Genomic DNA, 24,049 nt, shown 5'->3' with positions numbered 1-24,049 from the left:
ATGAGCGCACAAAAGCCTAATTTCGAAAATATTTCCTTGTTTGATGAACAAGAATTCCTTACGAAAGATCAGTGGCAGGAACTGGTTAACAAAGAGATAGATACTTCCTTTGATGAATTGTTGTTTGAAACGAACGAACAAATTCAATTAAAACCACTCTACACATCTGATGACCATGAAGGGATCGAGCATTTAGACGACCTTCCCGGTATTCCTCCATTTACTCGTGGACCCTACCCGACGATGTATGTGAATCGTCCATGGACGGTGAGACAATATGCAGGTTTTTCTACGGCTGAGGAGAGCAATGCATTCTATCGCCGTAATCTAGCAATGGGTCAAAAAGGCTTGTCTGTTGCTTTTGATTTAGCGACACATCGAGGTTATGATTCAGATCATCCGCGTGTTGTCGGAGATGTCGGCAAGGCTGGTGTTGCCATTGATTCCGTGCTTGATATGAAGACCCTATTTGATGGGATTCCCTTGGATCAAATGTCAGTATCCATGACCATGAATGGTGCCGTTTTACCAATTCTTGCTTTTTTCATTGTTACAGCTGAGGAACAGGGAGTCACACAGGATAAGCTGTCTGGAACGATTCAAAATGATATTTTAAAAGAGTACATGGTTCGTAACACGTATATTTATCCGCCTGAGATGTCAATGAAAATTATCGCAGACATTTTTGAATATACCTCTAAATATATGCCTAAGTTTAATAGTATCAGTATTTCAGGCTATCATATGCAGGAGGCTGGGGCGCCAGCTGACTTGGAATTAGCTTACACCCTTGCTGATGGGTTGGAGTATGTAAGAACAGGGCTAGAGGCTGGAATTGACATTGATAAATTTGCACCAAGATTGTCGTTTTTCTGGGCTATAGGGATGAATTATTTTATGGAAGTTGCCAAAATGCGGGCAGCCCGATTAATCTGGGCAAAAATGATGAAATCCTTCGAGCCGAAAAGTGAGAAATCAATGGCACTTAGAACCCATTCCCAAACATCGGGTTGGAGTTTGACGGAACAAGACCCATTTAATAATGTCATTCGTACCTTACTTGAAGCGCATGCTGCGGCAATGGGACATACGCAATCTCTCCATACCAATGCTTTGGATGAAGCCATTGCCCTGCCCACTGATTTTTCTGCGCGAATTGCCCGTAATACGCAATTATTTTTACAAGAGGAAACAGGTATCACCAATGTAATTGATCCTTGGGCGGGATCTTACTATGTTGAAAAGCTGACGCAAGAATTGGTAGAAAGAGCCTGGACACATATCGAAGAAATTGAAAACCTAGGAGGTATGGCTAAAGCTATTGAGACGGGTCTCCCGAAAATGAGAATTGAAGAGGCTGCTGCTAGGAGACAAGCACAAATCGACTCAGGAAAAGAAACGATTATCGGTGTAAATCGATACCGACTTGAAAAGGAAGAAGCCATTGATATATTGGATATTGATAATTCAGCAGTTCGATTAAAACAGATTGAGAAATTGACTATATTAAAAGATGGCCGTGATGATTCTAAGGTTGCAGCAGCTTTGGAAGCTTTAACAAAGGGTGCTGAAACGGGCGAAAGCAACTTGTTAGAGTTAGCTGTGCAAGCTGCACGAGTTCGTGCTACATTAGGTGAAATTTCAGATGCAATTGAGAAGGTTTCGAGCAGACATAAAGCTGTGATTCGCTCGATTAGCGGAGTGTATAGTAAATCTTTTTCCAACGAAGAGGAAATTAGCGAAGTGAAAAAGATGACCGATGAATTCCTCGAGAATGAAGGCAGAAGACCAAGAATTTTAATTGCAAAAATGGGTCAGGATGGACATGACCGTGGTGCTAAGGTCATTGCCACCGCCTTCGCTGACTTAGGGTTTGATGTTGATATCGGTCCATTATTCCAAACCCCGGAAGAAACGGCCATGCAGGCGGTTGAAAATGATGTTCATGTAATTGGAATGAGTTCATTGGCTGCAGGACATAAGACGTTATTACCACAACTTGGAGAAGAGTTAAAAAAGCTCGGTCGAGAAGACATATTAATCGTTATTGGCGGCGTCATCCCGGCACAGGACTATCAATTTTTATATGATAATGGAGCAGCAGCTATTTTCGGACCAGGAACCATTATCCCCGTTGCCGCTCAAAAAGTGATCAAGGAAATTTATAAGCAGCTTGGCTATGAGGAAGTGGAAAAATAGATGTCTGAGGATCTGAAACCGGAATGGAGCGACCCGAATGAACCGGATAAATTCTCGAAGCTGATTAAAAGAGGACAGGAGCTGGAAGGTCAGCCTGTAACCATTGAAAAAAACACGGTCTTTCAAAAACGCAAGTCTATGGAACCAACGATTGAAGAGTTAGTTCATGGGGTGCTCACGGGAAATAGAGGCCAGCTCGCCCGCGCCATCACGCTAGTTGAAAGTAATGCTGAACAACATTTTCATAAGGCGCAGGAGCTTCTCCAAAAGCTCCTAGCCCATAGTGGTAAAGCAATCAGAATTGGGATAACCGGTGTGCCTGGTGCTGGAAAAAGTACATTTATCGAAGCGTTTGGCACCTACCTTTGTGACCTAGGTTTACGAGTGGCAGTACTAGCAATCGATCCCAGTTCGAGTCTCTCGGGTGGCAGTATTCTTGGCGACAAAACACGGATGGAGCAATTGTCGCGGAATCCAAGAGCTTTTATCCGACCATCACCAACGGCTGGAAAACTGGGTGGAGTACATCGGAAAACTAGAGAATCGATGTTGATTTGCGAGGCAGCTGGCTTTGATGTGATCTTAATCGAAACTGTCGGAGTGGGCCAAAGCGAAGTAATTATTAGAGACATGGTCGACTTTTTCATGCTACTTGTCCTAACAGGTGCGGGTGATGAATTACAGGGAATGAAGAAAGGAATCATGGAGCTAGCTGATACTGTCCTTGTTCATAAAGCAGATGGAGCCAATAAGGAAAAAGCAGAGCAGACAAGAAAAGAGTATAGCCGTATCCTTCATTTTCTTCAGCCGGCAACTAAGGGATGGGCATCCAAGGCTTATACCTGCTCCTCCTTAACAGGTGAGGGTATCAAAGAGGTTTGGGATGTTATTAAGGACTTTGAGCTGAAAGGAAAATCCTCTGGAGTGTTTGCCGAGAGACGAAAAGGACAGCAGCGTGATTGGATCTATTCTCTCATAACTGATCAGCTGCACTATAGCTTCTTTCACCACCCGGAAGTTAAACTCAAATTACCTCAATTGGAAAATGAGGTAATGGCTGGGGAAAAAACGGCTGCTACAGCTGTTGATATACTCTTCCATACGTTCCTATCAGGTAAAAAGTAGTGACTGTCAATTTATTGATAATCTTTCTCGTTGAAAAAGTTCCTATTTATTTGAAAGAAACACATTTTTACTGTTATCATGTAGTTATATCGACTTAATTAGGAGTGAAATGTATGAGCATGGATTTCAATTTTTTCATGAATGATGTTGTAGCTCAAGCACGTAAAGAGATTACAGCAGCTGGCTATAAAGAATTAAGGACGCCTGAAGAGGTTGAAGAGGCGCTTGAACAAAAAGGTACAACCTTAGTGATGATTAACTCTGTATGTGGTTGTGCAGGTGGCATTGCACGTCCAGCAGCCTCCCATGCCCTTCATTATGATAAACGTCCTGATCAACTTGTTACTGTTTTTGCAGGACAGGACAAAGAAGCAACAGAAAAAGCACGCAGCTATTTTACTGGTTATCCACCGTCCTCACCATCTTTTGCCTTATTGAAGGATGGAAAAATTGTTTCAATGGTAGAAAGACACCAAATCGAAGGCTATGATCCAGCTACAGTTGTAGCAAGACTGCAAAAAGAATTCGAAGAAAACTGCGAAGAACTTTAAATCAAAGTCAAAAGAACCAATTTCCTTAACGGGAAATTGGTTTTTTTATATTAAAAAAGTAATAATAAATTTTAATAAATATACTTGCATAGTTATTCAGTTCCGTGTTAAAATTCATTACGTTGTATAAATATTAAGCTTTAACTCTATAAAGTTAGAAAAAATATTATTAATTTTTTAAATTAATTTTCAGAAAATTATAGGAGGAAAACAAATGAAAAAGTTAATGGGTTTATTCTTAATAATGATATTAGCTGTCGGTGTATTGGCAGCTTGTGGTGGAGCGAAAGATTCCAATGAAGGTGATAAAAAGACTCTTGTGATGGCTACCTCAGCGGATTATGCTCCATTTGAATATATTGAATCAGATAAAAGTGACGAAATTATTGGCTTTGATGTTGACTTAGCTAAAGCGATCGCTGGAAAACTTGGCTATGAAGTGGAAATTAAAGATATGGATTTCGGCGGGTTGATTCAGTCGCTTAAATCTGGACAAGCAGACTTTGTATTAGCAGGAATGACTCCTACTGAAAAAAGAAAGAAAAACGTAGATTTCAGTGATATTTATTACACAGCACAGCACATGGTTATCTCTAAAACAGACAGTGGCATTGCAACAGTAGAAGATTTAAAAGGTAAAACAGTTGGCGTTCAGTTAGGCTCAATTCAAGAAGGTAAAGCAGAAGAAATTAATAAAACAGTAGCTATCAAAGTAGAAAATCGTAACCGTATTCCAGAGCTTATTCAAGAATTGAAAGCTGGACGTTTTGACGCTATCATTATTGAAGACACAGTAGCAAAAGGCTATCTTGATAAAGAATCAGATTTAACCAGCTTCACAATGAGCGATGACCCAGAAGAAGCAGGATCTGCGATTGCATTTCCAAAGGATAGCGATTTAACGGAGAAATTTAACAAAGAGCTTAAAAACATGAAAGAAAACGGCGAATTACAAGAATTGATTGTTAAATGGTTTGGCGGGGAAAACTAATTCTACAACCAAGACGTTCAGAAGTCTTCTGAACGTCTTACTAATTTCTTTAAGAGAGGACGGCAGATGAATGAACTTAGATTTCACACAATTCATTCCTTCGATGCCATATATTTTAGAAGGAATACTTGTTACTCTTAAGATTGTCATTTTAGCAGGGATATTAGGATTTGCTTTAGGTATTATTCTTTCGTTGTTTAAAATTAGCAAATTTAAATTTCTCGGCTGGTTTGCGGACGCATATACGTCAATTTTTCGTGGTACCCCATTAGTTTTACAACTGATGTTGATTTACTATGGTTCGCCGCAGTTAATCGGATATCAAATTGAACCATATACAGCTGCGATTCTTTCCTTTGCCCTTAATTCCGGCGCTTACATATCTGAGATTATTAGAGCAGGAATTCAGGCAATTGATAAAGGACAGCAGGAGGCAGCAATGGCTCTTGGTGTGCCTTACACAAAAATGATGTGGGATATCATAATGCCTCAAGCCCTTAAAAATATCCTGCCAGCATTAATGAACGAATTTATTACATTAACAAAGGAATCGGCCATTGTCACCACCATTGGTGTAATGGATATTATGCGTCGTTCCTACCAGGTTGGGGCTGAAAATTATTCATTTTTTGAGCCACTCTTGATTGCCGGTTTAATTTATTATGTAATGGTGGTTATCTTGACCTTCTTAGGAAAAGCGGTCGAAAGGAGAATGAGACGCAGTGATTAAGGTAGAGAATTTATATAAAAACTATGGCAAGCTTGAAGTATTAAAAGGGATTTCCACGACAATCGAGGCGGGAGAAGTTGTTGCAATTATTGGTCCCTCTGGTTCAGGAAAGTCTACCTTCCTGCGTTGCATGAACCTTCTTGAGACTCCAACCAGCGGTAGTATTTTTGTAAGAGACCAGGATGTTACCGATAAAAAAACAAATATTTTGAAGGTGCGACAAAACGTAGGAATGGTTTTTCAACACTTTCATCTATTTCCGCATAAAACTGTTCTCCAAAATCTTACTTATGCACCGATGAAGGTAAAAGGTTTGTCAAAGGGAGAAGCAGAAAAGATTGCCTTGGATTTGCTAGAAAGAGTTGGGTTAGCGGAAAAAGCGAATGAATACCCAACCAGGTTATCAGGCGGACAAAAACAGCGGGTGGCGATTGCACGAGCACTTGCTATGGAGCCAGAAGTTATGCTTTTTGATGAGCCAACCTCTGCTCTTGACCCAGAGATGGTTAAGGAAGTTTTAGAGGTAATGAAATCACTTGCTCATACTGGAATGACAATGGCTATTGTGACACACGAAATGGGATTTGCTCGTGAAGTTGCGGATCGAGTTCTCTTTTTAGACGGCGGAGTGTTAGTAGAAGATGCAAAACCTCAAGAATTTTTCACAAACCCAAAGAGCAAGCGTGCACAAGATTTCTTGCAAAAAATGCTCTAATCAGGATATGCTAAAGATGGTCAGTGATGATCATCTTTTTTTTTAGGAGAATGCTATGAAATATCGAATTGGATACCGAACAATCAAAACGGCCTTAGGCACTGCCATCTCAATATTACTTGCTCAACAGCTGGGACTACACAACTTTGCCTCAGCAGGTATATTAACGATTTTATGTATCAAGGTTACGAAAAGAAAATCTATACGGGCTTCATGGGATCGGTTTTTAGCTTGTACATTAGCGATGCCATTTTCGAGTCTATTTTTTGAACTAATTGGCTACCATCCAATTGTAATCGGGATTATGCTATTATTTTTTATCCCAACTGTAGTGATGTTTAAAGCTAACGATGGAATTGTTACGAGCAGTGTTATTATTTTACATATTTATATGGCAAACAAATTATCACTAGCACTTTATCTTAATGAACTTGGGGTAATTATTATCGGAATTGGCGTTGCACTTCTAATTAATTTATATATGCCTAGTGCAGATGATAAATTAAAACACTATCAAATGAGAATCGAGGAAAACTTTAAAGTTATTTTCTATGAAATGGTTTCTTATCTTAGAACAGGGGAAAGTACATGGTCTGGAAAAGAAATTACAGAAACGGCAAACTTACTAGAAGAAGCAAAGTTATTCGCTTTTCGAGATGTTGAAAACCATTTTTTACGGGAAGAAAATGATTATTTTCATTATTTTAAAATGAGGGAAAAGCAATTTGAAATTATTGAACGAGTGCTGCCGATTGTTACTTCACTAACTGTAACATTACCGCAGGGAAAAATGATTGCTGAATTTCTCCAAGAATTATCCCAACATATTCAACCTGTCAATACGGCCCACATTTATCTTGAAAAGTTAAAAGAGATGAAAAAGGAATTTGAAGAAATGGATCTGCCTAAGACAAGGGAAGAATTTGAGGTGCGTGCTTCACTGCTTCAATTAGTAAAAGAGATGAATGAATATCTAATCATTAAAAGTACTTTTAATACAACGAGATGGAATAAATTAAGGAAAGTAGAAGCAAACTAAGGAAAAAATGGCAGGTGGATTTTATGTTGAAGATGCTATCGCCAATCCTGTTCGCTTTTTTTATTTCACCCCTTTGGCCTCTCGGACCGAATCCTCTTCCTGGTGATCCTTTCCTTATTGTCAATAAACAAACAAATGAATTGGCTTTTATTAATGAAAATAAGGTTCAAACTGTTGTGAGTGTTGGCACTGGTAAAACGAAGGAGTTAACACCTGAAGGGCTTTATACGATAACGGTAAAAGCAGAAGATCCATATTACCGCCGTAAGGATATTCCTGGAGGTGACCCCAAGAACCCACTTGGATCTAGATGGATAGGTTTTGATGCTGAAGAAACAGATGGGAGAATATACGGAGTTCATGGTACTAATCAGCCTGCTTCCATCGGAAGATATGTATCACAAGGGTGTATTCGTACACAGAATGAAGTCATTTCTTCTTTGTACCCCATCATTCCATTAGGTACAAAAATATTAGTCACTTCAACGAGTAAATCATTTGAGCAGCTTGCGAAAGAATATAGAGCAATTAAATAAATTGTAAAAGGGACTGTTTTCGAACAGTCCCTTTCCTATGATTTCTAATTAAATAAATTGAGCAATCCCAATTAAGAGTGTTGAGGCTAACATAGCAATTAGCATTAAATATACGACTATTTTTCTTGTCTTTTTAGAATTCAAAGTGGGTTCCCCCTTTATTTTATTAGCTTTCTATATATTTTACAGGGAAAAGCCCATTTGAACAATGGAACAACATCTCATTTTGGGAAGGAATTATGAACTTTTTAGCGAATATTGTAATTGTCGAAACTATTTAAATTTATGAAAAATAGAGGGGTAAAATGATAAAAAAAGTAGACCACATTGGAATTGCTGTTCGATCGCTAGAAACGACTCTGCCTTTTTATACAGAGGTCCTTAGACTTCCTTTATTAGGGATTGAAGAAGTAGAAAGTCAAAAAGTAAGGGTTGCATTTTTGAAAGCAGGGGAAACAAAAATAGAGCTTTTAGAACCAACAACAGAGGATAGTACAATAGCTCACTTTATTGAAAAACGTGGTGAAGGGATGCACCATATCGCTTTGGGTGTGAACTCTATTGAAGAAAGAATAATAGAGATGAAAGAAAAAGGGATTCGCATGATTGACCAAGAGCCAAGAATGGGTGCTGGAGGAGCACATATAGCTTTCATGCATCCCAAGTCAGCTTCGGGTGTATTAGTCGAATTATGCGAAAAGAAGGGGTGAAGGTAATGATAGACATATATGAGAAAATAAATGAATTATATGATAAACGCCGGGAAGTGGAGCTTGGTGGCGGGGACGAAAGAATTGAAAAACAACATGAGAAGGGAAAATTAACCGCAAGAGAACGAATTGAGCTTTTGGTTGATAAAGGATCATTCGTTGAATTAAGCCCATTTATAGAACACAGGACCAACGATTTTGGTCTAGATGAACAAAAAGGACCTGGTGATGGCGTTGTTACTGGTTACGGAAAAGTAAACGGGCGGCCAATTTACTTGTTTTCACAAGATTTTACTGTATTTGGCGGTGCCCTTGGGGAGATGCATGCAAAAAAAATCGCCAATGTAATGGATTTAGCTGCTAAAAACGGTACACCGTTTGTTGGTCTAAATGATTCTGGAGGAGCACGAATTCAAGAAGGTGTGGTTTCACTAGATGGTTACGGTCACATCTTTTATCGAAATGCTATTTATTCTGGAGTAATTCCGCAGATTTCTGTCATCATGGGCCCTTGTGCCGGTGGAGCTGTCTATTCACCTGCAATCACCGATTTCGTATTCATGGTTGAAAAAACAAGTCAAATGTTTATTACAGGTCCAAAAGTAATTGAAACTGTGACGGGTGAGAAGATCTCTGCAGAAGACCTTGGCGGTGCCCATGTTCATAATAGTATTAGTGGAAATGCGCATTTTGAAGCTGCTTCTGAGCAGGAGGTATTAGAAGAGGTTCGAAAGCTTCTTGGCTATCTTCCTCAAAATAATGAAGAAAAGCCACCAATACTTGCGGTAAATGAAGAAAATGAATATCGACCAGATTTGACCGACGTTATTCCTTTTGACGCTGTCCGTCCTTATGATGTTCGTAAAGTAATAGAACAAGTAGCGGATGCAGACTCTTTTATGGAAATTCAGAAAAACTTTGCAAAAAATATCGTCGTTGGCTTTGCGCGGATTAAAGGGGAAACGGTAGGACTCGTTTGCAATCAGCCAAAAGTTATGGCGGGCGGGCTTGATATTAATTCTTCCGATAAAGCTGCAAGATTTATTCGCACTTGTGATTCGTTTAATATCCCGATTATCACATTCGAAGATGTTACCGGCTTCTTCCCAGGTGTAAAACAGGAGCATGGAGGGATTATCCGACACGGTGCAAAGATTCTATATGCCTATTCAGAAGCTACTGTTCCGAAGTTAACCGTTATTTTAAGAAAGGCTTATGGAGGCGCATATGTTGCACTCAATAGTAAGTCTATTGGAGCGGATTTAGTTTTTGCTTGGCCAAATGCTGAAATTGCGGTTATGGGACCTCAGGGAGCGGCCAATATCATTTTTGCAAAGGAAATACAAAATAGTGATAACCCAGAACAGGTAAGACAGCAAAAGATTGAAGAATATCGAGAAAAGTTTGCCAATCCATATGTTGCGGCAAGCAGAGGAATGGTCGATGATGTCATTGACCCGCGAGAAACGAGAATAAAAATTATCCAGGCATTAGAGATGCTTCGAAATAAAAAGGAATCTAGACCTTTTAAGAAACACGGGAATATCCCACTTTAATGTAATCATTTGAAGACAGGTTTATGAAAGAGTATACTCTAGTAGTGAGTACATAAAACGGAGGGTTATTCAGATGATTAATCATGAGCGTCTTTTGAATGAGTTTTTAGAACTTGTACAAATTGATTCTGAAACTAAATATGAGACTGAAATCGCTAAAGTCTTAAAACAAAAGTTCACAGATTTAGGTCTTGAAGTGTTTGAAGATGATACAACGGCTATAACGGGACATGGAGCAGGTAATTTAGTTTGTACACTAGCTGCCACTAAAGATGGTGTAGATCCTATTTACTTCACTTCCCATATGGATACAGTCGTTCCAGCAAGAGGTGTTAAGCCCTCAATTAAAGACGGCTATGTCGTCACAGATGGAACAACAATTTTAGGTGCCGATGATAAAACGGGTCTATCAGTTATGCTTGAAACGATCCGCGTTCTAAAAGAACAAAATATTCCTCATGGCCAAATTCAATTTGTTATTACTGTCGGTGAAGAATCTGGCCTTGTAGGGGCTAAAGCACTGGATTCTTCCTTATTGAAAGCAAAGTATGGCTATGCATTGGACAGTGATGGTTCAGTAGGAAATATCGTGGTGGCTGCTCCTACCCAAGCCAAAATTAAAGCGGTCATTTACGGAAAAACCGCTCATGCGGGTGTTGCACCTGAAAAAGGAGTTTCTGCGATTACCATTGCAGCGAAATCGATTGCGAGAATGTCGTTAGGCAGGATTGACTCAGAAACAACCGCAAATATCGGACGCTTCGAAGGCGGCACACAAACGAATATCGTTTGCGACCGTGTTGATATTTTAGCTGAAGCTCGTTCTCTCATTGCTGAAAAAATGGAAGCACAAGCTGCCAAAATGAAGGAAGCCTTTGAAACTGTTGCAGCTGAAATGGGCGGTAGAGCAGAAGTTGACATCGAAGTCATGTACCCCGGCTTTAAATTTGGGGAAGGCGATCAGGTTGTAGAAATCGCACGTAAAGCAGCAGCAAAAATTGGCCGCAGCTGTGAATTACAGCATAGCGGCGGCGGAAGTGACGCTAACGTTATTGCGGGCTTTAACATTCCAACCGTAAACCTTGCAGTTGGTTATGAAGATATCCATACAACGAATGAACGTATGCCAATTGAAGAATTAAACAAGCTGGCAGAAATGACAATTGCTATTATTGAAGAGGTTACAAATCAATAAGGAATGTGGAAGGGGAGCCAACTGGTTCTCCTTTTTGCTATACTATAAGTACCATTGTTTTTTAGGAGAAGTGTCACGCATGAAGGAAATGTATCCGAAAAAGGGCAGAGTCATTCTACATGTAGATATGAATAGCTTTTATGCCTCTGTGGAGATGGCTTATGACCCAGAATTGAAGGGGAAACCCGTTGCAATTGCTGGTAACGTCGAGGAGCGCCGGGGGATCATTATCACCTGCAGCTATGAAGCTAGAAAGTTTGGAGTCAAGACTACTATGCCGCTGTGGGAAGCGAAAAAGCTTTGTCCGCAATTAATTATTAGGAAACCGAATTTTGACAGGTATCGAACGGCGTCTATCGCCATGTTTGAGATTCTTAGGAATTACACAGAATTGGTCGAACCTGTATCCATTGATGAAGGATATATGGATATAACCGATTCCTTTGAGCTAGGCAGTCCAATCGAAATCGCTCAGAGTATTCAAAAAAGAGTGCTCGAACAGCTCGATTTGCCGTGCAGTATTGGTATAGCTCCAAATAAATTTTTGGCAAAAACAGCTTCTGATATGAAAAAACCAATGGGAATAACGATACTGCGAAAGCGTGACATCCCTTCCATTTTGTGGCCGTTAAACACGAGTGAGATGCATGGTGTTGGAAAAAAGACTGCTGAAAAGTTAACAACCATTGGTATTCATACAATCGGAGAATTAGCGGCAGGCAATGAGATACAGCTTAAATCATTGCTTGGTATTAATGGAATACGAATAAAGGAAAGGGCAAATGGAATCGATACTCGACCGGTTGATCCTGAGTCGGTATCTGATTTTAAAAGTATTGGAAACTCAACAACACTGCCAAAGGATACGAGCAATCAACAAGAATTGTACCGGATTTTGGAATCATTAGCAGAAACGGTTTCAGTAAGGTTAAAGCGGAAAAATGTCTTAGCCACAACGCTGGGCATTACAATCCGTTTTAAGGATAGAAAAACGATTACCCGCAGTAAAAAACTTGCCAATCCTATACAGCAGAAAGAGGACATTGCTTCGATTGCTAAGCAGATTTTTATTAAGGAGTGGAACGGAAACCCTGTCCGTTTGTTAGGGATAACAGGCTATGATTTAGTGGAACATGACCTTGCTTTTAAACAGCTAGATTTATTTTCATTTGAAAAGGATGCCAAAAAGGAACCGTTATTGAAAACACTGTCCACTTTACGTGAGAAATATGGGAAAAATATCATTGAAAATGCAGGCATTCGAAAAGTAAACAATGCTCATAACATTGGTACCGGAACGAGTTTTAATAAAGATTTTCTCCGTTCTTTCCCGGAAAAAAAGAAGGAAGACAATTAAAAGCTCCGCCATTGTTTATCAACAATAACGGAGCTTTTTTTGTATTATTTACAGATATCTACATCTAGATCGGTTACAGGCCACCAGAAGAATCCATCCTTTTCTAACAGCTCGTCAGCCTCTTTCGGTCCCATTGAACCAGATTCGTAATTTGGATAGTTTTCGGCTTTTGTTTTTTCCCATACTTCAGAAATATTATCAACAAACGCCCAAGAATAAGCGACTTCATCCCAATGAGTAAAATTGGTTGCGTCTCCACGCATGCAATCATATAGTAGCTTTTCATACCCTTCAGGTGTGTTCATAGCATGTATTCCTGTGTTGGCAAAACTTAATTTAACTTCTTGTGCATCGAGATGCCCGCCCGCCTTTTTAGCGTTGAGATGAAGGGTGATTCCTTCTTCAGGCTGAATATGAATAACAAGCAGATTCGGGTTCAACAGTTTCTCCGGCTGGTAATAAAGGTTCATCGGAATGTCTTTAAATTGAACCACAATCTTCGTCGATTTCGTTGCCATCCTTTTTCCAGTTCGAATATAAAAAGGTACACCCGCCCAGCGGAAATTATCAATCATAATCTTTCCAGCGACAAAGGTTTCTGTATTGGACTCTTTATCAACCATTGGCTCGGCCCGGTATTCAGGTACCGGTTGATCCTCTACCGTACCAGATCCATACTGCCCGCGGACAAAGTATTTATTTATTTTATCCCCTTTAATCATTCTTAATGAACGAAACACTCTGACCTTCTCAGAACGTATCTCATCTGTTGTCAATTTAATTGGGGGCTCCATTGCAAGCAATGCTACCATTTGCATGATGTGGTTTTGAACCATATCCCGAAGAGCTCCGCTTGTTTCATAATAACGTCCGCGTTCTTCCACTCCAAGTACTTCACTTGAGGTAATTTGAATATTGGAGATATAGCGGTTATTCCATAATGGTTCAAACAGGGCATTGGCAAAACGAATAACTTCGATATTACGAACCATTTCTTTGCCTAAGTAGTGATCAATTCTGTAAACTTCGCTCTCTGAAAAAGCCATACGAATTTGTTTGTTTAACAATTTTGCTGATTCTAAATCATGTCCAAAAGGTTTTTCTATTACAAGTCGTTTGTATCCTTTGACATCCGTCAAACCATCCGATTTTAAATGGAGAGCAATTGGTCCAAAGAATTCAGGTGCCATCGCAAGATAGAAAATACGATTACCTTCTAATTCATACTGATCATCAATTTGCTGTGCTAATTTTTTTAGGTTTTGATATGAGCTTGAATCGGCCACATCATGTGACTGATAATAGAAATGAGAGATAAACTCGTCAATTTTTTCCTTTTTGCCTAGAGCAGTTAATACCGAGTCCTTTACAGAATTCTGAAACTCTTCAGTAGATAAGGGTCTCCTTGCTACGCCTATAACTGCAAATTTGTCTAATTTACCTTTCTGAAACAATCGGTAAAGGGACGGAAAAAGTTTCCGAACGGCTAAATCTCCCGTTGCACCAAATATCATAATTAATGAAGTCATATTTTTAGATTGTTCCACGATAAGTACCTCTCTTTATATGTATTCAATTTATATTTCGCAAAAAACAACTCAAGAATGTATTCAAATCTATTCCTTTTAAAGAGAATATACGCACAAAGGGCAATTGTGCAAGCGATATGCTATATTATTTATATTATTATTCGGAAGGCGTGTTTATATTGGATATATTATTTTTAGGTACTGGTGCTGGAATTCCAGCAAAGCTTCGCAATGTTACATCTATAGCCCTAAAATTACTCGAAGAACGAGGTGCTATTTGGTTGTTCGATGCAGGTGAAGCCACACAGCATCAAATTTTACATACTTCGATTAAACCGCGTAGAATTGAGAAAATTTTCATTACCCACCTTCATGGTGATCATATCTATGGCCTTCCTGGACTATTGGCCAGCCGTTCTTTTCAAGGCGGAGAAACAGAAGTGATTATTTATGGACCAAAAGGACTGAAAGACTATATCTCCATAAGCCTAACGGTCAGCCAAACCTATTTAAAATACCCACTAAAAATCGTTGAAATAGACGAAGGGGTTATTTTTGAAGATGAACAGTTTATTGTCGAAGCTCGACTTTTAGAACATGGTATTCCTTCATATGGGTATCGGATTATTGAGAAGGATAAACCAGGGACTCTATTAGCGGAAAGACTAGTCGAGGCGGGAGTACAGCCAGGACCGATTTTCCGGAAAATTAAAGAAGGTGAAACGATTACGCTAGATGATGGCACTATTATCGTACCAACAGATTTTCTCGGTCCGGATATAAAGGGTCGAATTGTAACGATTCTTGGAGATACAAGATACTGTGACAACGCAATTCTTTTAGCCAAGGACGCAGATTTATTAATTCATGAAGCAACTTTTTCAAAAGGTGAAGAGAAGCTTGCCTTTGATTATTTCCACTCGACCACCCATCAGGCTGCAGAAGTGGCGAAACTAGCTGGAAGTAAGCAGCTCTGTTTGACCCACATCAGCTCACGCTACGATCGGCAATCTTGGGGTGAACTTGTTGCCGAAGCACAGGAAGTTTTTGCGAATACAGATATTGCAGAAGACTTTAAAGAAATCAGCATAGTGTTTAAATGAAAAGACGGTCAGAAAGCCGTCTTTATCTTTTTAAAAGGCACTTCTCATATACCGTTGCTTTTTAAAACAAAATTTAAAGATGGTGGGTTTTAGAAAATCCATCCACGCTCGTATTGTTTTGGACTCTCAATACTTACTCCTAGTTCTTTGGCAGCTGTTCTAGGCCAGTAAGGGTCACGTAATAATTCTCGAGCCAAAAATACTAAATCTGCACGGTCATTTTGAAGGATTTCCTCCGCTTGAATCCCCGTTGTAATTAATCCAACTGCTCCAGTTGCAACTTCGGCACCATCTCTAATCGTTTCTGAGAATGGAACTTGATAACCGGGGAATTCTGTTATCCTCGCTGGTACCACTGCCCCTGAGCTCACATCAATTAAATCAACACCTTGTTCCTTCATCCATTGACTGAAAAATACGTAATCCAGAGGTGTTAACCCCTCGTCATTATAATCGTGAGCTGAAACACGTACAAACAGGACACCATCCCATACTGTTTTAATAGCTTCAATAATTTCGCGAAGGAATCGGTAACGGTTTTCAGCAGATCCTCCGTATTCATCCGTTCTTTTATTCGATAACGGGGAGAGGAACTCATTTATCAGGTAGCCGTGGGCACCATGAATTTCTATGACATCAAAGCCAGCTTTTGCTGCACGCTCAGCACCTTTTTTAAAAGCATCAACTGTCTCGGCAATGTCTTGTTTATTCATTTCTTTAGGAGTCTTCCTTTGTTCATCAAAAGAAATGGCCGAAGGGGCAATGATTTCACCTTCTAGAACTGCCTTTCTACCCGCATGGGCAAGCTGGATACCCGTTTTAGCACCATGCTCCTTCATCAAGTTGATGATTTCTTTGAATCCTTGAATGTGGTCATCACTCCAAATTCCTAAATCCCTAGGTGAAATTCTGCCCTGCTTCGTTACTGCGGTTGCTTCAACAATAATCAGACCGACTTGACCAACAGCCCGGCTTGTATAATGAGTACGGTGCCAGTTTTGAATATGCCCATCTTCGTTATGACTGGAATACATGCACATCGGCGCCATTACGATTCGATTTTTCAGTGTAACATCCTTAATCGTATAGGGAGAAAATAATTTTGTAGACATATGGAACCTCCTAAAGTCATTTTCTATGTACCTGCTCATCTAAGCAGCAAATGGCAGTCTTTCAATAAACATCACTCTTTGACTCTTAATTCTCTTAATTTATATAAGGTGCCTCTCCACATAATGCCGCCGCGTTTAAAGGTTAGATAACTGGCACGAATGATTGAATAAATAAACAGCAGCGCGGTCACAGGCAGTACTAGAAACATAGCAGGGGAGAATATGGTCATTTTTTTGATGACCATAACGTAGTGAATCCCACTTAACAAAATAATTCCTAAACTTAATAGTGTAACAACTTTATTAGAAGAAAATATTGTTATAAAGGGTAGAACATTGGTAATAAAAACGCCAAATATCGCAAAAAACACCATACTAACCCGGTAATGTAATCCGGCAAATGTATTCTTTTCGAGTCCAATAAGTGCTTCCTGCAAACTTCCGTACCATTCAACCTCAATCAGCGTAAGTGCCGTGACAATCCTCTGATGATAGCCGGCTTGTTTCATTCTCATTCCAAGCTGTAAGTCATCATCCGGCCGCATTTTCACCATTTCATGTGTTCCAAAGCTGCAATATGCTTCTTTCGAAACGAGGTTAAATGCTCCAATTCCAGTCCCAATTTTTGACTTGGGATTATTCGCTGCCCAAGGTCTTTTAAAATAAGAAAACCCGAATAGAAAAAAGGCTACAAATGATTTTAACCAAAATTTTTTCGCGCTCAGGTTTGGTGCAGCTGTTAAATGGTCAAGCTTATGATTCTCAAAATAATGAAGAGCTTTTGCAAATGCCTCACTTTCAAACTTTACATCGGCATCGGTGAACAATAGCCATTTTCCTGACGCTTTAAGGAAACCTTGATATAAGGCATTATTTTTCCCAAGCCACCCTTCAGGCAATTCTTCTATGTGGATAACAGAAATTCGCTGATCTTCCTTTGTTAGCTCTTCCATCACCAGCCCAGTGGCATCAGTTGAGCGATCATTGACGAGAATCCATTCAACGTTTCTATAAGTTTGCGCTAATTGACTGAGAATACTTGCTCTTATTTGATTTTCTTCATTGCGTGCCGCTACAATTACCGATAATAAAGCGCCATTTTTTAAGCAATCCTCAACTTCTAAAGCGTCTATTTTCCGTAAACCCATTAGCCCGTCTATAAGAAAAATAGTCCAGACCAGGATTCCCATTGAAAATAATACCGTTAGCATTTCTTACACTTCCTAGTCTTTTTTACCATAGTTTAAATGAATAGACACAAATTAGGAAGTTGGTTCGGTAATTTCAAGTTGTTCACGTAAAGCCGCTCCCATTTTTTTCGATTGTGCTGTTGCAGCCTTAATACAAGAAATGAACGCTTGCTGAACTTGATGTTCTTCAAGTACTTTAACCCCCGCCTCTGTTGTACCGCCCGGGCTTGTTACGTCTCTTCGTAATTGTTCAGATGATTTAGTAGAGTTTTTCACCATCTCGGCTGCTCCAATTAACGTTTGTACGATTAATTCACTCGCCATATCCTTATCGAGTCCAACCTCAACAGCACTTTTTTCCATTGCTTCTATAAGGTAATAAATATACGCAGGTCCGCTGCCGGAGAGTCCTGTAACAGCATCAAGCTGCTCCTCTTCTACAAAAGTAGTCAAGCCGACGGTTCCAAACAAATCTTTCATTAATTCAATTTGGTGAGGGGTAACTCGTTCATTTACTGCAACAGCTGTGGCGGATTTACCTACGGCTGCGGATGTATTTGGCATTGCTCTAACAACCGCAATTGGTAATCTCGCTAATGTCTCTATGGTACTCATTGACACACCAGCTAACACAGAAACTACCAGCATGGTTTCGGTTAAATATTCACGGATATATTGGATGGCAGTTGCGGAATCTTTTGGCTTCATCGATAAAATGACGATGTCAGCTCCTGCAAACAATTCGTTTAAATCGTAAGTGGTACGGACACCATACGTATCACTTAGCCTTTTCAACCGCTCTTCATTTGAATGATTTGTAACCCATATATTCTTCCTATCAATCAGACTATTTTCAAGAATTCCTGAAATAAATGCCTCCGCCATCGAACCGGCACCGATAAATGCTATCTTTTTCATGAATATTGCCCCCTCATACTTTTAATAAAAACAAAAAGACCCCTCATCCGAAAAGGACGAAAGGTCTAGCTTCCGTGGTACCACCTTCATTTACCCATACTTAATTCATGTTAGGGTTCACTCGACTCCGATAACGCCGGATTACGTTAGGTTTTCCTAAGTGCTCATAAGGTAGGTTCAATGATAAAGAGGGCTGTGAAGACTTTCAGCCGATGGTCTTCACTCTCTTTTGCCATTTTTCATTTACTGGTTCTTAATCATCGCGATTGTACGAATCAAATTTTACTAGTGATTATCCAAGATAACGCCCTTTCTGTCAAGTGACAAAATCTGAATTTTTTATTTATTTTAACTATATTATGCAAAAATAATGACAATGGAAAGGAAAATTCGTTACACTTACTATTATAAATAATTGTAAAAAAATGTTCACATTCTATTTAAAATAACGATAGGAGTTTTTTGAATGGCAGAATGGAAAGACGATATCGCAAAAATAATTTTGCCGACTCCTTATGCAGTCGGGGACGTTAATGTTTACTTAATTAAAGGTGAGCGGCTGACACTTGTCGATTGTGGTGTGAAAACCAAGGAGTCATGGATTGCATTTAAGGCTCAGTTGTCTCAATTACACTTAAGCCCGGCAGATATTGAACAGGTGATTATTACTCATCACCACGCAGATCATGTTGGAATGCTTGATTTTTTACCCGATCATGTAGAGGTTTTCGGGCACCCGTTGAATGAACGGTGGATTAAACCAACAGAGGCCTTTTTTCAAGAACAAGAGGATTTTTTTCGAAGACAATTTGTTGACTTTGGAATCCCCTCAGAACATTTTTCGTCCCTCTTACATCTAAGACAAACATTCAGGTACTCCTGTAACCGATCACTGACGGGAGAACTTGTGGAAGGGATGATTCCGCAAGGGTTAAGCCAGTGGAAAGTCATAGAGACACCAGGCCATGCCCAGAGTCAAATCGCTCTATTTCGAGAAAGTGATGGAATTCTAATTGGAGGGGATTTAATTCTTGCACATATCTCACCGAATCCATTCCTAGAGACGCCAGCACCAGGTGAAGTGGAAAGACCGAAGCCGCAGCTTCAGCATAATCATTCAATGAAAAAGCTGTTATCTTATCCAATTCAATTCGTTTACACAGGTCATGGTGAGGAAGTTTTCCAATTAAAAGAGCTAATTGAAAAAAGACTGATTCATCAACACGATCGGGCAATGAAGGTTAATAATTGGCTAAAGGAGGAGCAGCATACTGTATTTGAACTTTGCAAGAGGCTTTTTCCTACAGCGTATAAGCGTGAATTGATATTAACATTATCGGAAACTGTGGGCCAGCTTGACTATTTAGCCTCAATCGGCGAGATTAGTAGTAGTGAGGATCATCAACCAGTCCTATATCAAGCTAGATGAGGTGTGAGTATGGGTAGGGAACAGCTTAAAGGTAAAAATATTGTCATTACCGGTGCATCCGGGGGGATAGGTGCTGAAATCGCCAAGCTTTGTGCGGAAAGTGGTGCCAACCTTGTGCTGCTTGCAAGAAGCATTGAAAAGTTGAAACAGCTGCAAATGGATTTGCAGCAAAAGTATCAAGTAAGGGTAGAGGTCTATCAATTAGATGTCTCTAATACGGAAAAAGTAAAGGAAGTTTTTACAGCCATTTTTACTGATTTTGGCGAGGTGGACATCCTGGTTAATAATGCAGGCTTCGGTGTATTCCGTGAAGCCCATGCAGCAACAATGGATGAAATTAAAGGGATGTTCGATGTCAATGTTGTCGGACTGATGGCGTGCACTAGTATGGTGCTCCCGAAAATGCGTGAACGCCGTTATGGACATATCATTAATATTGCCTCCCAGGCGGGAAAAATCGCTACGCCAAAATCAAGTGTGTATTCGGCTACAAAGCATGCAGTTCTTGGCTATACAAATTCGCTTAGAATGGAGCTTAGTGATTACAATGTTCTTGTCACATCTGTGAACCCTGGCCCCATAGCAACGAATTTCTTTAATATTGCCGATGAAAAAGGTACCTATGTTAAAAATGTTCAGAAGTTTATGCTTCAGCCTGAATATGTCGCTCGGAAAGTTGTTGACAGCATGCTGACAAAAACGAGAGAAATTAATCTGCCGCGCTGGATGAACATGGGCAGCGTTGTCTATGTTCTCTTCCCAAGACTGTTTGAACGTATCGGAAAAAAAGCATTTAACAAAAAATAAAACCGCTAAGCGCGGTTTTTTGTGTTTTCAGCCTGTTACAAATTCGTATACAGTGTCATTCACAGCCTCATATAAATCTACCCCAGGCTGCTCTGCTTTTATTTGAATAATCCGATCTGCCAGCGCCTCTAAATCATTACTGCTCATTGGCAGTGAATCTATATCGGAATAATATTGTTTAAAACAATTTTTTATCATTTTAATAATCAATTTTTTCTCCATTTATGTGCACCCCACCCATAATTATACCGTTTTTTTCTCCCGAAAAATAACCATAACCATGAAACGTGTCAAAAAATTACCATTGAACACGAACGCATATTCGCGTAATATATGTATATAATATAAGGAACAGATGTTCGATTTTTGTGAATGGAGGAAAAGTCATGGTTGATTACAGCACGTTACCGCACAATCAAATTTTATGCGTCGACATGAAGAGCTTTTATGCCAGCTGTTCCGCTGTCATGTATGGTCTTGATCCCTTGACTTGCTATCTAGCTGTGGCTGGTAACAAAGAACGAAATGGAAGTGTTGTGCTTGCCGCGTCACCACGTTTAAAGAAAGAATTCGGAATAAAAACAGGTTCCAGGCTATTTGAAATTCCCGATGACCCGCGCATTCAAGTGGTGGAGCCAAAGATGGCAACTTATTTGCGTATTTCCACTGAAATCACCCGTGTGTTTAATCGTTATGTACCAAAGGAAGCGATCCACACGTATAGCGTTGATGAAAGTTTTATCAAGGTGGATGGGGCACTTCATTTGTGGGGGGATGCCTTTACAATTGCTGCAAAAATAAAGGACGATATTGAACGTGAATTTCAGCTTCCTTGTGCAGTCGGAATTGGTCCTAATATGCTGCTGTCGAAGCTTTGCCTTGATCTCGAAGCAAAAAAGCATGGAATTGCTGAATGGAAGTATGAAGACGTCCAGAACAAGCTTTGGAAGGTTTCACCGCTAAGAGAAATGTGGGGAATTGGCAGGCGTGTTGAAAAAACACTAAATGGGATGGGCATTTTTACGGTTGGTCAGCTGGCTCGCTATGATTTAGAAGCACTGGAAAAGAAATTCGGAATCATGGGCAATCAGCTTTATCATCATGCCTGGGGAGTAGACCTTTCAGACTTGGGAGCACCCTTGGTTGAGGGGCAGATCAGCTTTGGAAAAAGCCAAATCCTTTTAAGAGATTATAAGGAAGAAGAAGAGATAAAGCACGTCATTTTAGAAATGTGTGAAGAAGTAGCCCGAAGAGCGAGATCTCGCCGTAAGGCTGGGAGAACCATCAGCCTTAGTATTGGCTATAGCCAAGATGAACTTGGCGGAGGATTTCATCGCTCAAGAACCATTCAGCAGCCAACGAATGTAACGATGGATCTTTACCGAGTCTGTCTTGAATTATTCCACGAACATTATACAGGAAAGACGGTAAGGCAAATTGCCATTAGTATCGGAAATATCGTCGATGATTATGAGTTTCAGCTCGACCTGTTTGACATGGGGGCGGTGAAGCGGCGGGAGCTTGGCTATGTAGTGGATTCTATTCGGAGACGCTTTGGTTCAGGTTCTCTGCTGCGGGCTGTTTCCTATACAACTGCCGGAACGGCAAAGCACCGGGCAACACTTGTTGGTGGACATAAGAGGTAGTAAGAAAAGCAGAAGCTCCTTATGCGTGGAGCAGGACAGCGAAAGTAAGGAGGAGAATATGAATGATTCGCGACCGCGGAAGAATCAAATGGGTTTCAATGATGCTTCCTGAGCATATAAAAATGCTGAGAGACTGGGTGAAGGAAGATCAGTATGAAGAGCGGAAAGAAATCGATGAACAGCAGCTCGAACTTATGAATATGACCTTATCTGAAGCAATCGAATTCGACCAATTCGTTACCATTACTCATTATCGAAATCGAAATTATGAAATTGTCGTTGGAAAAATTCATCATTGGGACCAAATGACTGGCAGGCTTCATATTATCGATCACTTTGAAGACGTACACCGTGTCCCGATTACAGCGATTGCGGATATCCGATTAACATAGAAAAATCGGCCTCACAAACATATGAGGCCGATTTTTTTTGTTAATCTTCTGTTGAACTGCGTCTGTGATTTTGAAATTCTTAACGGAAATCCGCTTTAAATTCACCAGTAATTTTTTGGTGGCCGTTATTCTCTTCAAACAATTGCTCTTGTTCCAAGTCGAAACGGTTCATAATTGGCAAGTCGTTTACTGAGAATAGGTAAGAGTCTTCTGAGGCAGTATGTTCATACCATGCCCAGTTTGGAACAACGAAGTAATCGCCTTTTTTCCAATCAAAGCGGATGCCATTGATAACTGTCTGACCTGAACCTTTGTGCACTTGGTAAACGGTGGAGTGCGTATGGCGCAATGCCTTTGTTTTGAAGCCATGTGGTAAATGCTGCATTCTAGTGCCAAGCGTCGGGTTCGCCGATTTACCTGTAGATGGGTTGATGTACTCTACTGCGTATCCATGGTGTGGATCCGGATCGAATTCCATTAACCCTTTAATTCCTTCTACCGTGCGATCCCATTTATAATTTGCAAGTGGAGCAACTGTATATTTATCATCACCAACAGGACGAACCATGCCGCCGCGATAACGTCTCTCTGAGAAATTATCTGGAATATCTGGCTGTTGTAAACCATCTTCATAAGGTTCAAAGAATGTACCGCCGATTGCATAAATGGTAGGAATATCTAAAGCATCCATCCAATACATAGGCTCAGTTCCTAAGTGGGCGTGCCCATGCCATAAATTCTTTGGAGTAATTAAAAAGTCACCTTCCTCCATGAAAATACGCTCACCCTGCACGATTGTATATGCACCGGAACCTTCAGAAATGAAGCGCAATGCACTTTGTGAGTGACGGTGGGAAGGTGCTTTTTCACCAGGTAATAACATTTGAACAGCTGCATAAATCGTTTGGGTAGTAGATCCCCATCCCCAAGGTTCACGATACGTTAATCCTGGGTTTTGGAAATAAATCGCCCGGCGTTCCCCGCCGCGTTCTGGTGTGAAGATTTGGGCCGCTTCCGCCATTTTCTTTTTGATTAATTCATAACTCCAAAGATAAGCTTGGGCTTGAGGCTTTGGTGTTTTGTGCATAATCGTAGGAATTGCTTCCCAAAGAGGTCCTAAGTTGTATTGTTGTATATCTCTTGTGTAATCGGTTACAAGTGAGCTTTTCATAAACTCTTGAACTTCTGGATTTACTTCAGCCATTTCTCATTCTCCTTT

At 40.1% G+C, this 24,049-nt stretch carries 24 protein-coding genes; 17 read left to right on the top strand and 7 right to left on the bottom strand.

The annotated features are described in order from the left end of the window. The 8 genes from scpA to BANA01_RS00845 all read left to right on the top strand — a co-directional run bounded on the left by scpA (position 1) and on the right by BANA01_RS00845 (position 7,886). Positions 1 to 2,199 (top strand): methylmalonyl-CoA mutase, encoded by a 2,199-nt coding sequence (gene scpA, locus BANA01_RS00880; RefSeq protein ID WP_034673158.1) that lies wholly within the window; start codon positions 1 to 3, stop codon positions 2,197 to 2,199. Further along, positions 2,200 to 3,324 (top strand): methylmalonyl Co-A mutase-associated GTPase MeaB, encoded by a 1,125-nt coding sequence (gene meaB / locus BANA01_RS00875; RefSeq protein ID WP_034673160.1) that lies wholly within the window; start codon positions 2,200 to 2,202, stop codon positions 3,322 to 3,324. Between the two features lie 113 nt (positions 3,325 to 3,437). Beyond that, positions 3,438 to 3,875, top strand: coding sequence for a BrxA/BrxB family bacilliredoxin (locus tag BANA01_RS00870; RefSeq protein WP_034673162.1), 438 nt, complete (start codon positions 3,438 to 3,440; stop codon positions 3,873 to 3,875). Positions 3,876 to 4,089: 214 nt separating this feature from the next. Continuing rightward, positions 4,090 to 4,866 carry a transporter substrate-binding domain-containing protein gene (locus BANA01_RS00865; RefSeq protein WP_034673164.1) on the top strand — a complete coding sequence of 259 codons (777 nt, stop codon included), beginning with the start codon at positions 4,090 to 4,092 and terminating at the stop codon, positions 4,864 to 4,866. 70 nt (positions 4,867 to 4,936) lie between these two features. After that, positions 4,937 to 5,596, top strand: coding sequence for an amino acid ABC transporter permease (locus BANA01_RS00860; RefSeq protein WP_034673166.1), 660 nt, complete (start codon positions 4,937 to 4,939; stop codon positions 5,594 to 5,596). Further along, a complete protein-coding gene (locus BANA01_RS00855) occupies positions 5,589 to 6,311 on the top strand; it encodes an amino acid ABC transporter ATP-binding protein (RefSeq protein WP_034673169.1) in 723 nt (240 codons plus the stop codon). Before BANA01_RS00860 ends, BANA01_RS00855 begins: the two co-directional genes overlap by 8 nt. Before the next feature lie 55 nt (positions 6,312 to 6,366). Then, entirely contained in the window at positions 6,367 to 7,350 is a 984-nt protein-coding gene (locus BANA01_RS00850) for an aromatic acid exporter family protein (RefSeq protein ID WP_034673171.1), read from the top strand. A 23-nt stretch (positions 7,351 to 7,373) separates the two neighbouring features. Beyond that, a complete protein-coding gene (locus tag BANA01_RS00845; RefSeq protein ID WP_034673174.1) occupies positions 7,374 to 7,886 on the top strand; it encodes a L,D-transpeptidase in 513 nt (170 codons plus the stop codon). Between the two features lie 48 nt (positions 7,887 to 7,934). Here the strand turns inward: BANA01_RS00845 and prli42 are convergent, their stop codons facing one another. Next, positions 7,935 to 8,030, bottom strand: a complete 96-nt coding sequence (prli42, locus tag BANA01_RS29410) for a stressosome-associated protein Prli42 (protein WP_157411694.1) — start codon at positions 8,028 to 8,030, stop codon at positions 7,935 to 7,937. Between the two features lie 161 nt (positions 8,031 to 8,191). On the opposite strand from prli42, the gene mce reads away from it, so the two are divergent. The 4 genes from mce to BANA01_RS00825 all read left to right on the top strand — a co-directional run bounded on the left by mce (position 8,192) and on the right by BANA01_RS00825 (position 12,704). Continuing rightward, entirely contained in the window at positions 8,192 to 8,596 is a 405-nt protein-coding gene (gene mce, locus BANA01_RS00840; RefSeq protein ID WP_034673175.1) for a methylmalonyl-CoA epimerase, read from the top strand. Between the two features lie 5 nt (positions 8,597 to 8,601). After that, on the top strand, positions 8,602 to 10,152 hold the full coding sequence (locus BANA01_RS00835; RefSeq protein ID WP_034673179.1) for an acyl-CoA carboxylase subunit beta: 1,551 nt from the start codon (positions 8,602 to 8,604) through the stop codon (positions 10,150 to 10,152). 73 nt (positions 10,153 to 10,225) lie between these two features. Further along, entirely contained in the window at positions 10,226 to 11,347 is a 1,122-nt protein-coding gene (locus BANA01_RS00830; protein ID WP_034673181.1) for a tripeptidase T, read from the top strand. Positions 11,348 to 11,426: 79 nt separating this feature from the next. Continuing rightward, on the top strand, positions 11,427 to 12,704 hold the full coding sequence (locus BANA01_RS00825) for a DNA polymerase IV (protein ID WP_034673183.1): 1,278 nt from the start codon (positions 11,427 to 11,429) through the stop codon (positions 12,702 to 12,704). Between the two features lie 44 nt (positions 12,705 to 12,748). On the opposite strand, the gene zwf is transcribed toward BANA01_RS00825, so the two are convergent. Next, positions 12,749 to 14,218 carry a glucose-6-phosphate dehydrogenase gene (gene zwf / locus BANA01_RS00820; protein ID WP_218008371.1) on the bottom strand — a complete coding sequence of 490 codons (1,470 nt, stop codon included), beginning with the start codon at positions 14,216 to 14,218 and terminating at the stop codon, positions 12,749 to 12,751. A gap of 194 nt (positions 14,219 to 14,412) precedes the next feature. Here zwf and rnz point away from each other — a divergent pair, with 194 nt between their 5' ends. After that, positions 14,413 to 15,336, top strand: a complete 924-nt coding sequence (gene rnz / locus BANA01_RS00815; RefSeq protein ID WP_034673187.1) for a ribonuclease Z — start codon at positions 14,413 to 14,415, stop codon at positions 15,334 to 15,336. Positions 15,337 to 15,425: 89 nt separating this feature from the next. Here the strand turns inward: rnz and namA are convergent, their stop codons facing one another. The 3 genes from namA to proC form a co-directional block, all read right to left on the bottom strand. Next, entirely contained in the window at positions 15,426 to 16,448 is a 1,023-nt protein-coding gene (namA, locus tag BANA01_RS00810; RefSeq protein ID WP_034673190.1) for an NADPH dehydrogenase NamA, read from the bottom strand. Between the two features lie 71 nt (positions 16,449 to 16,519). After that, entirely contained in the window at positions 16,520 to 17,659 is a 1,140-nt protein-coding gene (locus BANA01_RS00805; protein WP_034673192.1) for a glycosyltransferase family 2 protein, read from the bottom strand. A 51-nt stretch (positions 17,660 to 17,710) separates the two neighbouring features. Next, positions 17,711 to 18,556, bottom strand: a complete 846-nt coding sequence (proC, locus tag BANA01_RS00800) for a pyrroline-5-carboxylate reductase (RefSeq protein ID WP_034673194.1) — start codon at positions 18,554 to 18,556, stop codon at positions 17,711 to 17,713. 466 nt (positions 18,557 to 19,022) lie between these two features. Between proC and BANA01_RS00795 the strand changes: the two genes are divergently transcribed. Further along, positions 19,023 to 19,985 (top strand): MBL fold metallo-hydrolase, encoded by a 963-nt coding sequence (locus tag BANA01_RS00795; RefSeq protein WP_034673196.1) that lies wholly within the window; start codon positions 19,023 to 19,025, stop codon positions 19,983 to 19,985. A 9-nt stretch (positions 19,986 to 19,994) separates the two neighbouring features. Further along, positions 19,995 to 20,792 (top strand): SDR family NAD(P)-dependent oxidoreductase, encoded by a 798-nt coding sequence (locus tag BANA01_RS00790; protein ID WP_034673198.1) that lies wholly within the window; start codon positions 19,995 to 19,997, stop codon positions 20,790 to 20,792. 27 nt (positions 20,793 to 20,819) lie between these two features. Here BANA01_RS00790 and BANA01_RS00785 read toward each other — a convergent pair whose 3' ends face one another. Continuing rightward, positions 20,820 to 21,014, bottom strand: coding sequence for a YqzH family protein (locus tag BANA01_RS00785; RefSeq protein WP_034673200.1), 195 nt, complete (start codon positions 21,012 to 21,014; stop codon positions 20,820 to 20,822). Positions 21,015 to 21,178: 164 nt separating this feature from the next. Between BANA01_RS00785 and BANA01_RS00780 the strand changes: the two genes are divergently transcribed. Both BANA01_RS00780 and BANA01_RS00775 read left to right on the top strand, forming a co-directional pair. Then, positions 21,179 to 22,438, top strand: coding sequence for a Y-family DNA polymerase (locus tag BANA01_RS00780; RefSeq protein ID WP_034673202.1), 1,260 nt, complete (start codon positions 21,179 to 21,181; stop codon positions 22,436 to 22,438). A 62-nt stretch (positions 22,439 to 22,500) separates the two neighbouring features. After that, entirely contained in the window at positions 22,501 to 22,830 is a 330-nt protein-coding gene (locus tag BANA01_RS00775; RefSeq protein ID WP_034673205.1) for a YolD-like family protein, read from the top strand. A 79-nt stretch (positions 22,831 to 22,909) separates the two neighbouring features. Here the strand turns inward: BANA01_RS00775 and BANA01_RS00770 are convergent, their stop codons facing one another. Continuing rightward, positions 22,910 to 24,034 (bottom strand): cupin domain-containing protein, encoded by a 1,125-nt coding sequence (locus BANA01_RS00770; RefSeq protein WP_034673207.1) that lies wholly within the window; start codon positions 24,032 to 24,034, stop codon positions 22,910 to 22,912. Positions 24,035 to 24,049 lie beyond the last annotated feature (15 nt).

This window comes from Neobacillus niacini NBRC 15566, assembly GCF_001591505.1.
In the GTDB taxonomy this organism is placed as follows: domain Bacteria; phylum Bacillota; class Bacilli; order Bacillales; family Cytobacillaceae; genus Neobacillus; species Neobacillus niacini.
Note: the sequence above shows the minus strand (reverse complement) of the source record. Positions and strands in the feature narration are given on the sequence as shown.

Coding starts and splice junctions, on each gene's coding strand:
- BANA01_RS00860 (WP_034673166.1), top strand. CDS start 4,937: ATGAACTTAGATTTCACACAATTCATTCCTTCGATGCCATATATTTTA.
- meaB (WP_034673160.1), top strand. CDS start 2,200: ATGTCTGAGGATCTGAAACCGGAATGGAGCGACCCGAATGAACCGGAT.
- mce (WP_034673175.1), top strand. CDS start 8,192: ATGATAAAAAAAGTAGACCACATTGGAATTGCTGTTCGATCGCTAGAA.
- BANA01_RS00770 (WP_034673207.1), bottom strand. CDS start 24,034: ATGGCTGAAGTAAATCCAGAAGTTCAAGAGTTTATGAAAAGCTCACTT.
- proC (WP_034673194.1), bottom strand. CDS start 18,556: ATGAAAAAGATAGCATTTATCGGTGCCGGTTCGATGGCGGAGGCATTT.
- BANA01_RS00790 (WP_034673198.1), top strand. CDS start 19,995: ATGGGTAGGGAACAGCTTAAAGGTAAAAATATTGTCATTACCGGTGCA.
- BANA01_RS00830 (WP_034673181.1), top strand. CDS start 10,226: ATGATTAATCATGAGCGTCTTTTGAATGAGTTTTTAGAACTTGTACAA.
- BANA01_RS00835 (WP_034673179.1), top strand. CDS start 8,602: ATGATAGACATATATGAGAAAATAAATGAATTATATGATAAACGCCGG.
- scpA (WP_034673158.1), top strand. CDS start 1: ATGAGCGCACAAAAGCCTAATTTCGAAAATATTTCCTTGTTTGATGAA.
- BANA01_RS00775 (WP_034673205.1), top strand. CDS start 22,501: ATGATTCGCGACCGCGGAAGAATCAAATGGGTTTCAATGATGCTTCCT.
- BANA01_RS00825 (WP_034673183.1), top strand. CDS start 11,427: ATGAAGGAAATGTATCCGAAAAAGGGCAGAGTCATTCTACATGTAGAT.
- BANA01_RS00850 (WP_034673171.1), top strand. CDS start 6,367: ATGAAATATCGAATTGGATACCGAACAATCAAAACGGCCTTAGGCACT.
- BANA01_RS00870 (WP_034673162.1), top strand. CDS start 3,438: ATGAGCATGGATTTCAATTTTTTCATGAATGATGTTGTAGCTCAAGCA.
- BANA01_RS00845 (WP_034673174.1), top strand. CDS start 7,374: ATGTTGAAGATGCTATCGCCAATCCTGTTCGCTTTTTTTATTTCACCC.
- BANA01_RS00795 (WP_034673196.1), top strand. CDS start 19,023: ATGGCAGAATGGAAAGACGATATCGCAAAAATAATTTTGCCGACTCCT.
- namA (WP_034673190.1), bottom strand. CDS start 16,448: ATGTCTACAAAATTATTTTCTCCCTATACGATTAAGGATGTTACACTG.
- BANA01_RS00805 (WP_034673192.1), bottom strand. CDS start 17,659: ATGCTAACGGTATTATTTTCAATGGGAATCCTGGTCTGGACTATTTTT.
- BANA01_RS00865 (WP_034673164.1), top strand. CDS start 4,090: ATGAAAAAGTTAATGGGTTTATTCTTAATAATGATATTAGCTGTCGGT.
- BANA01_RS00785 (WP_034673200.1), bottom strand. CDS start 21,014: ATGGAGAAAAAATTGATTATTAAAATGATAAAAAATTGTTTTAAACAA.
- BANA01_RS00780 (WP_034673202.1), top strand. CDS start 21,179: ATGGTTGATTACAGCACGTTACCGCACAATCAAATTTTATGCGTCGAC.
- zwf (WP_218008371.1), bottom strand. CDS start 14,218: ATGATATTTGGTGCAACGGGAGATTTAGCCGTTCGGAAACTTTTTCCG.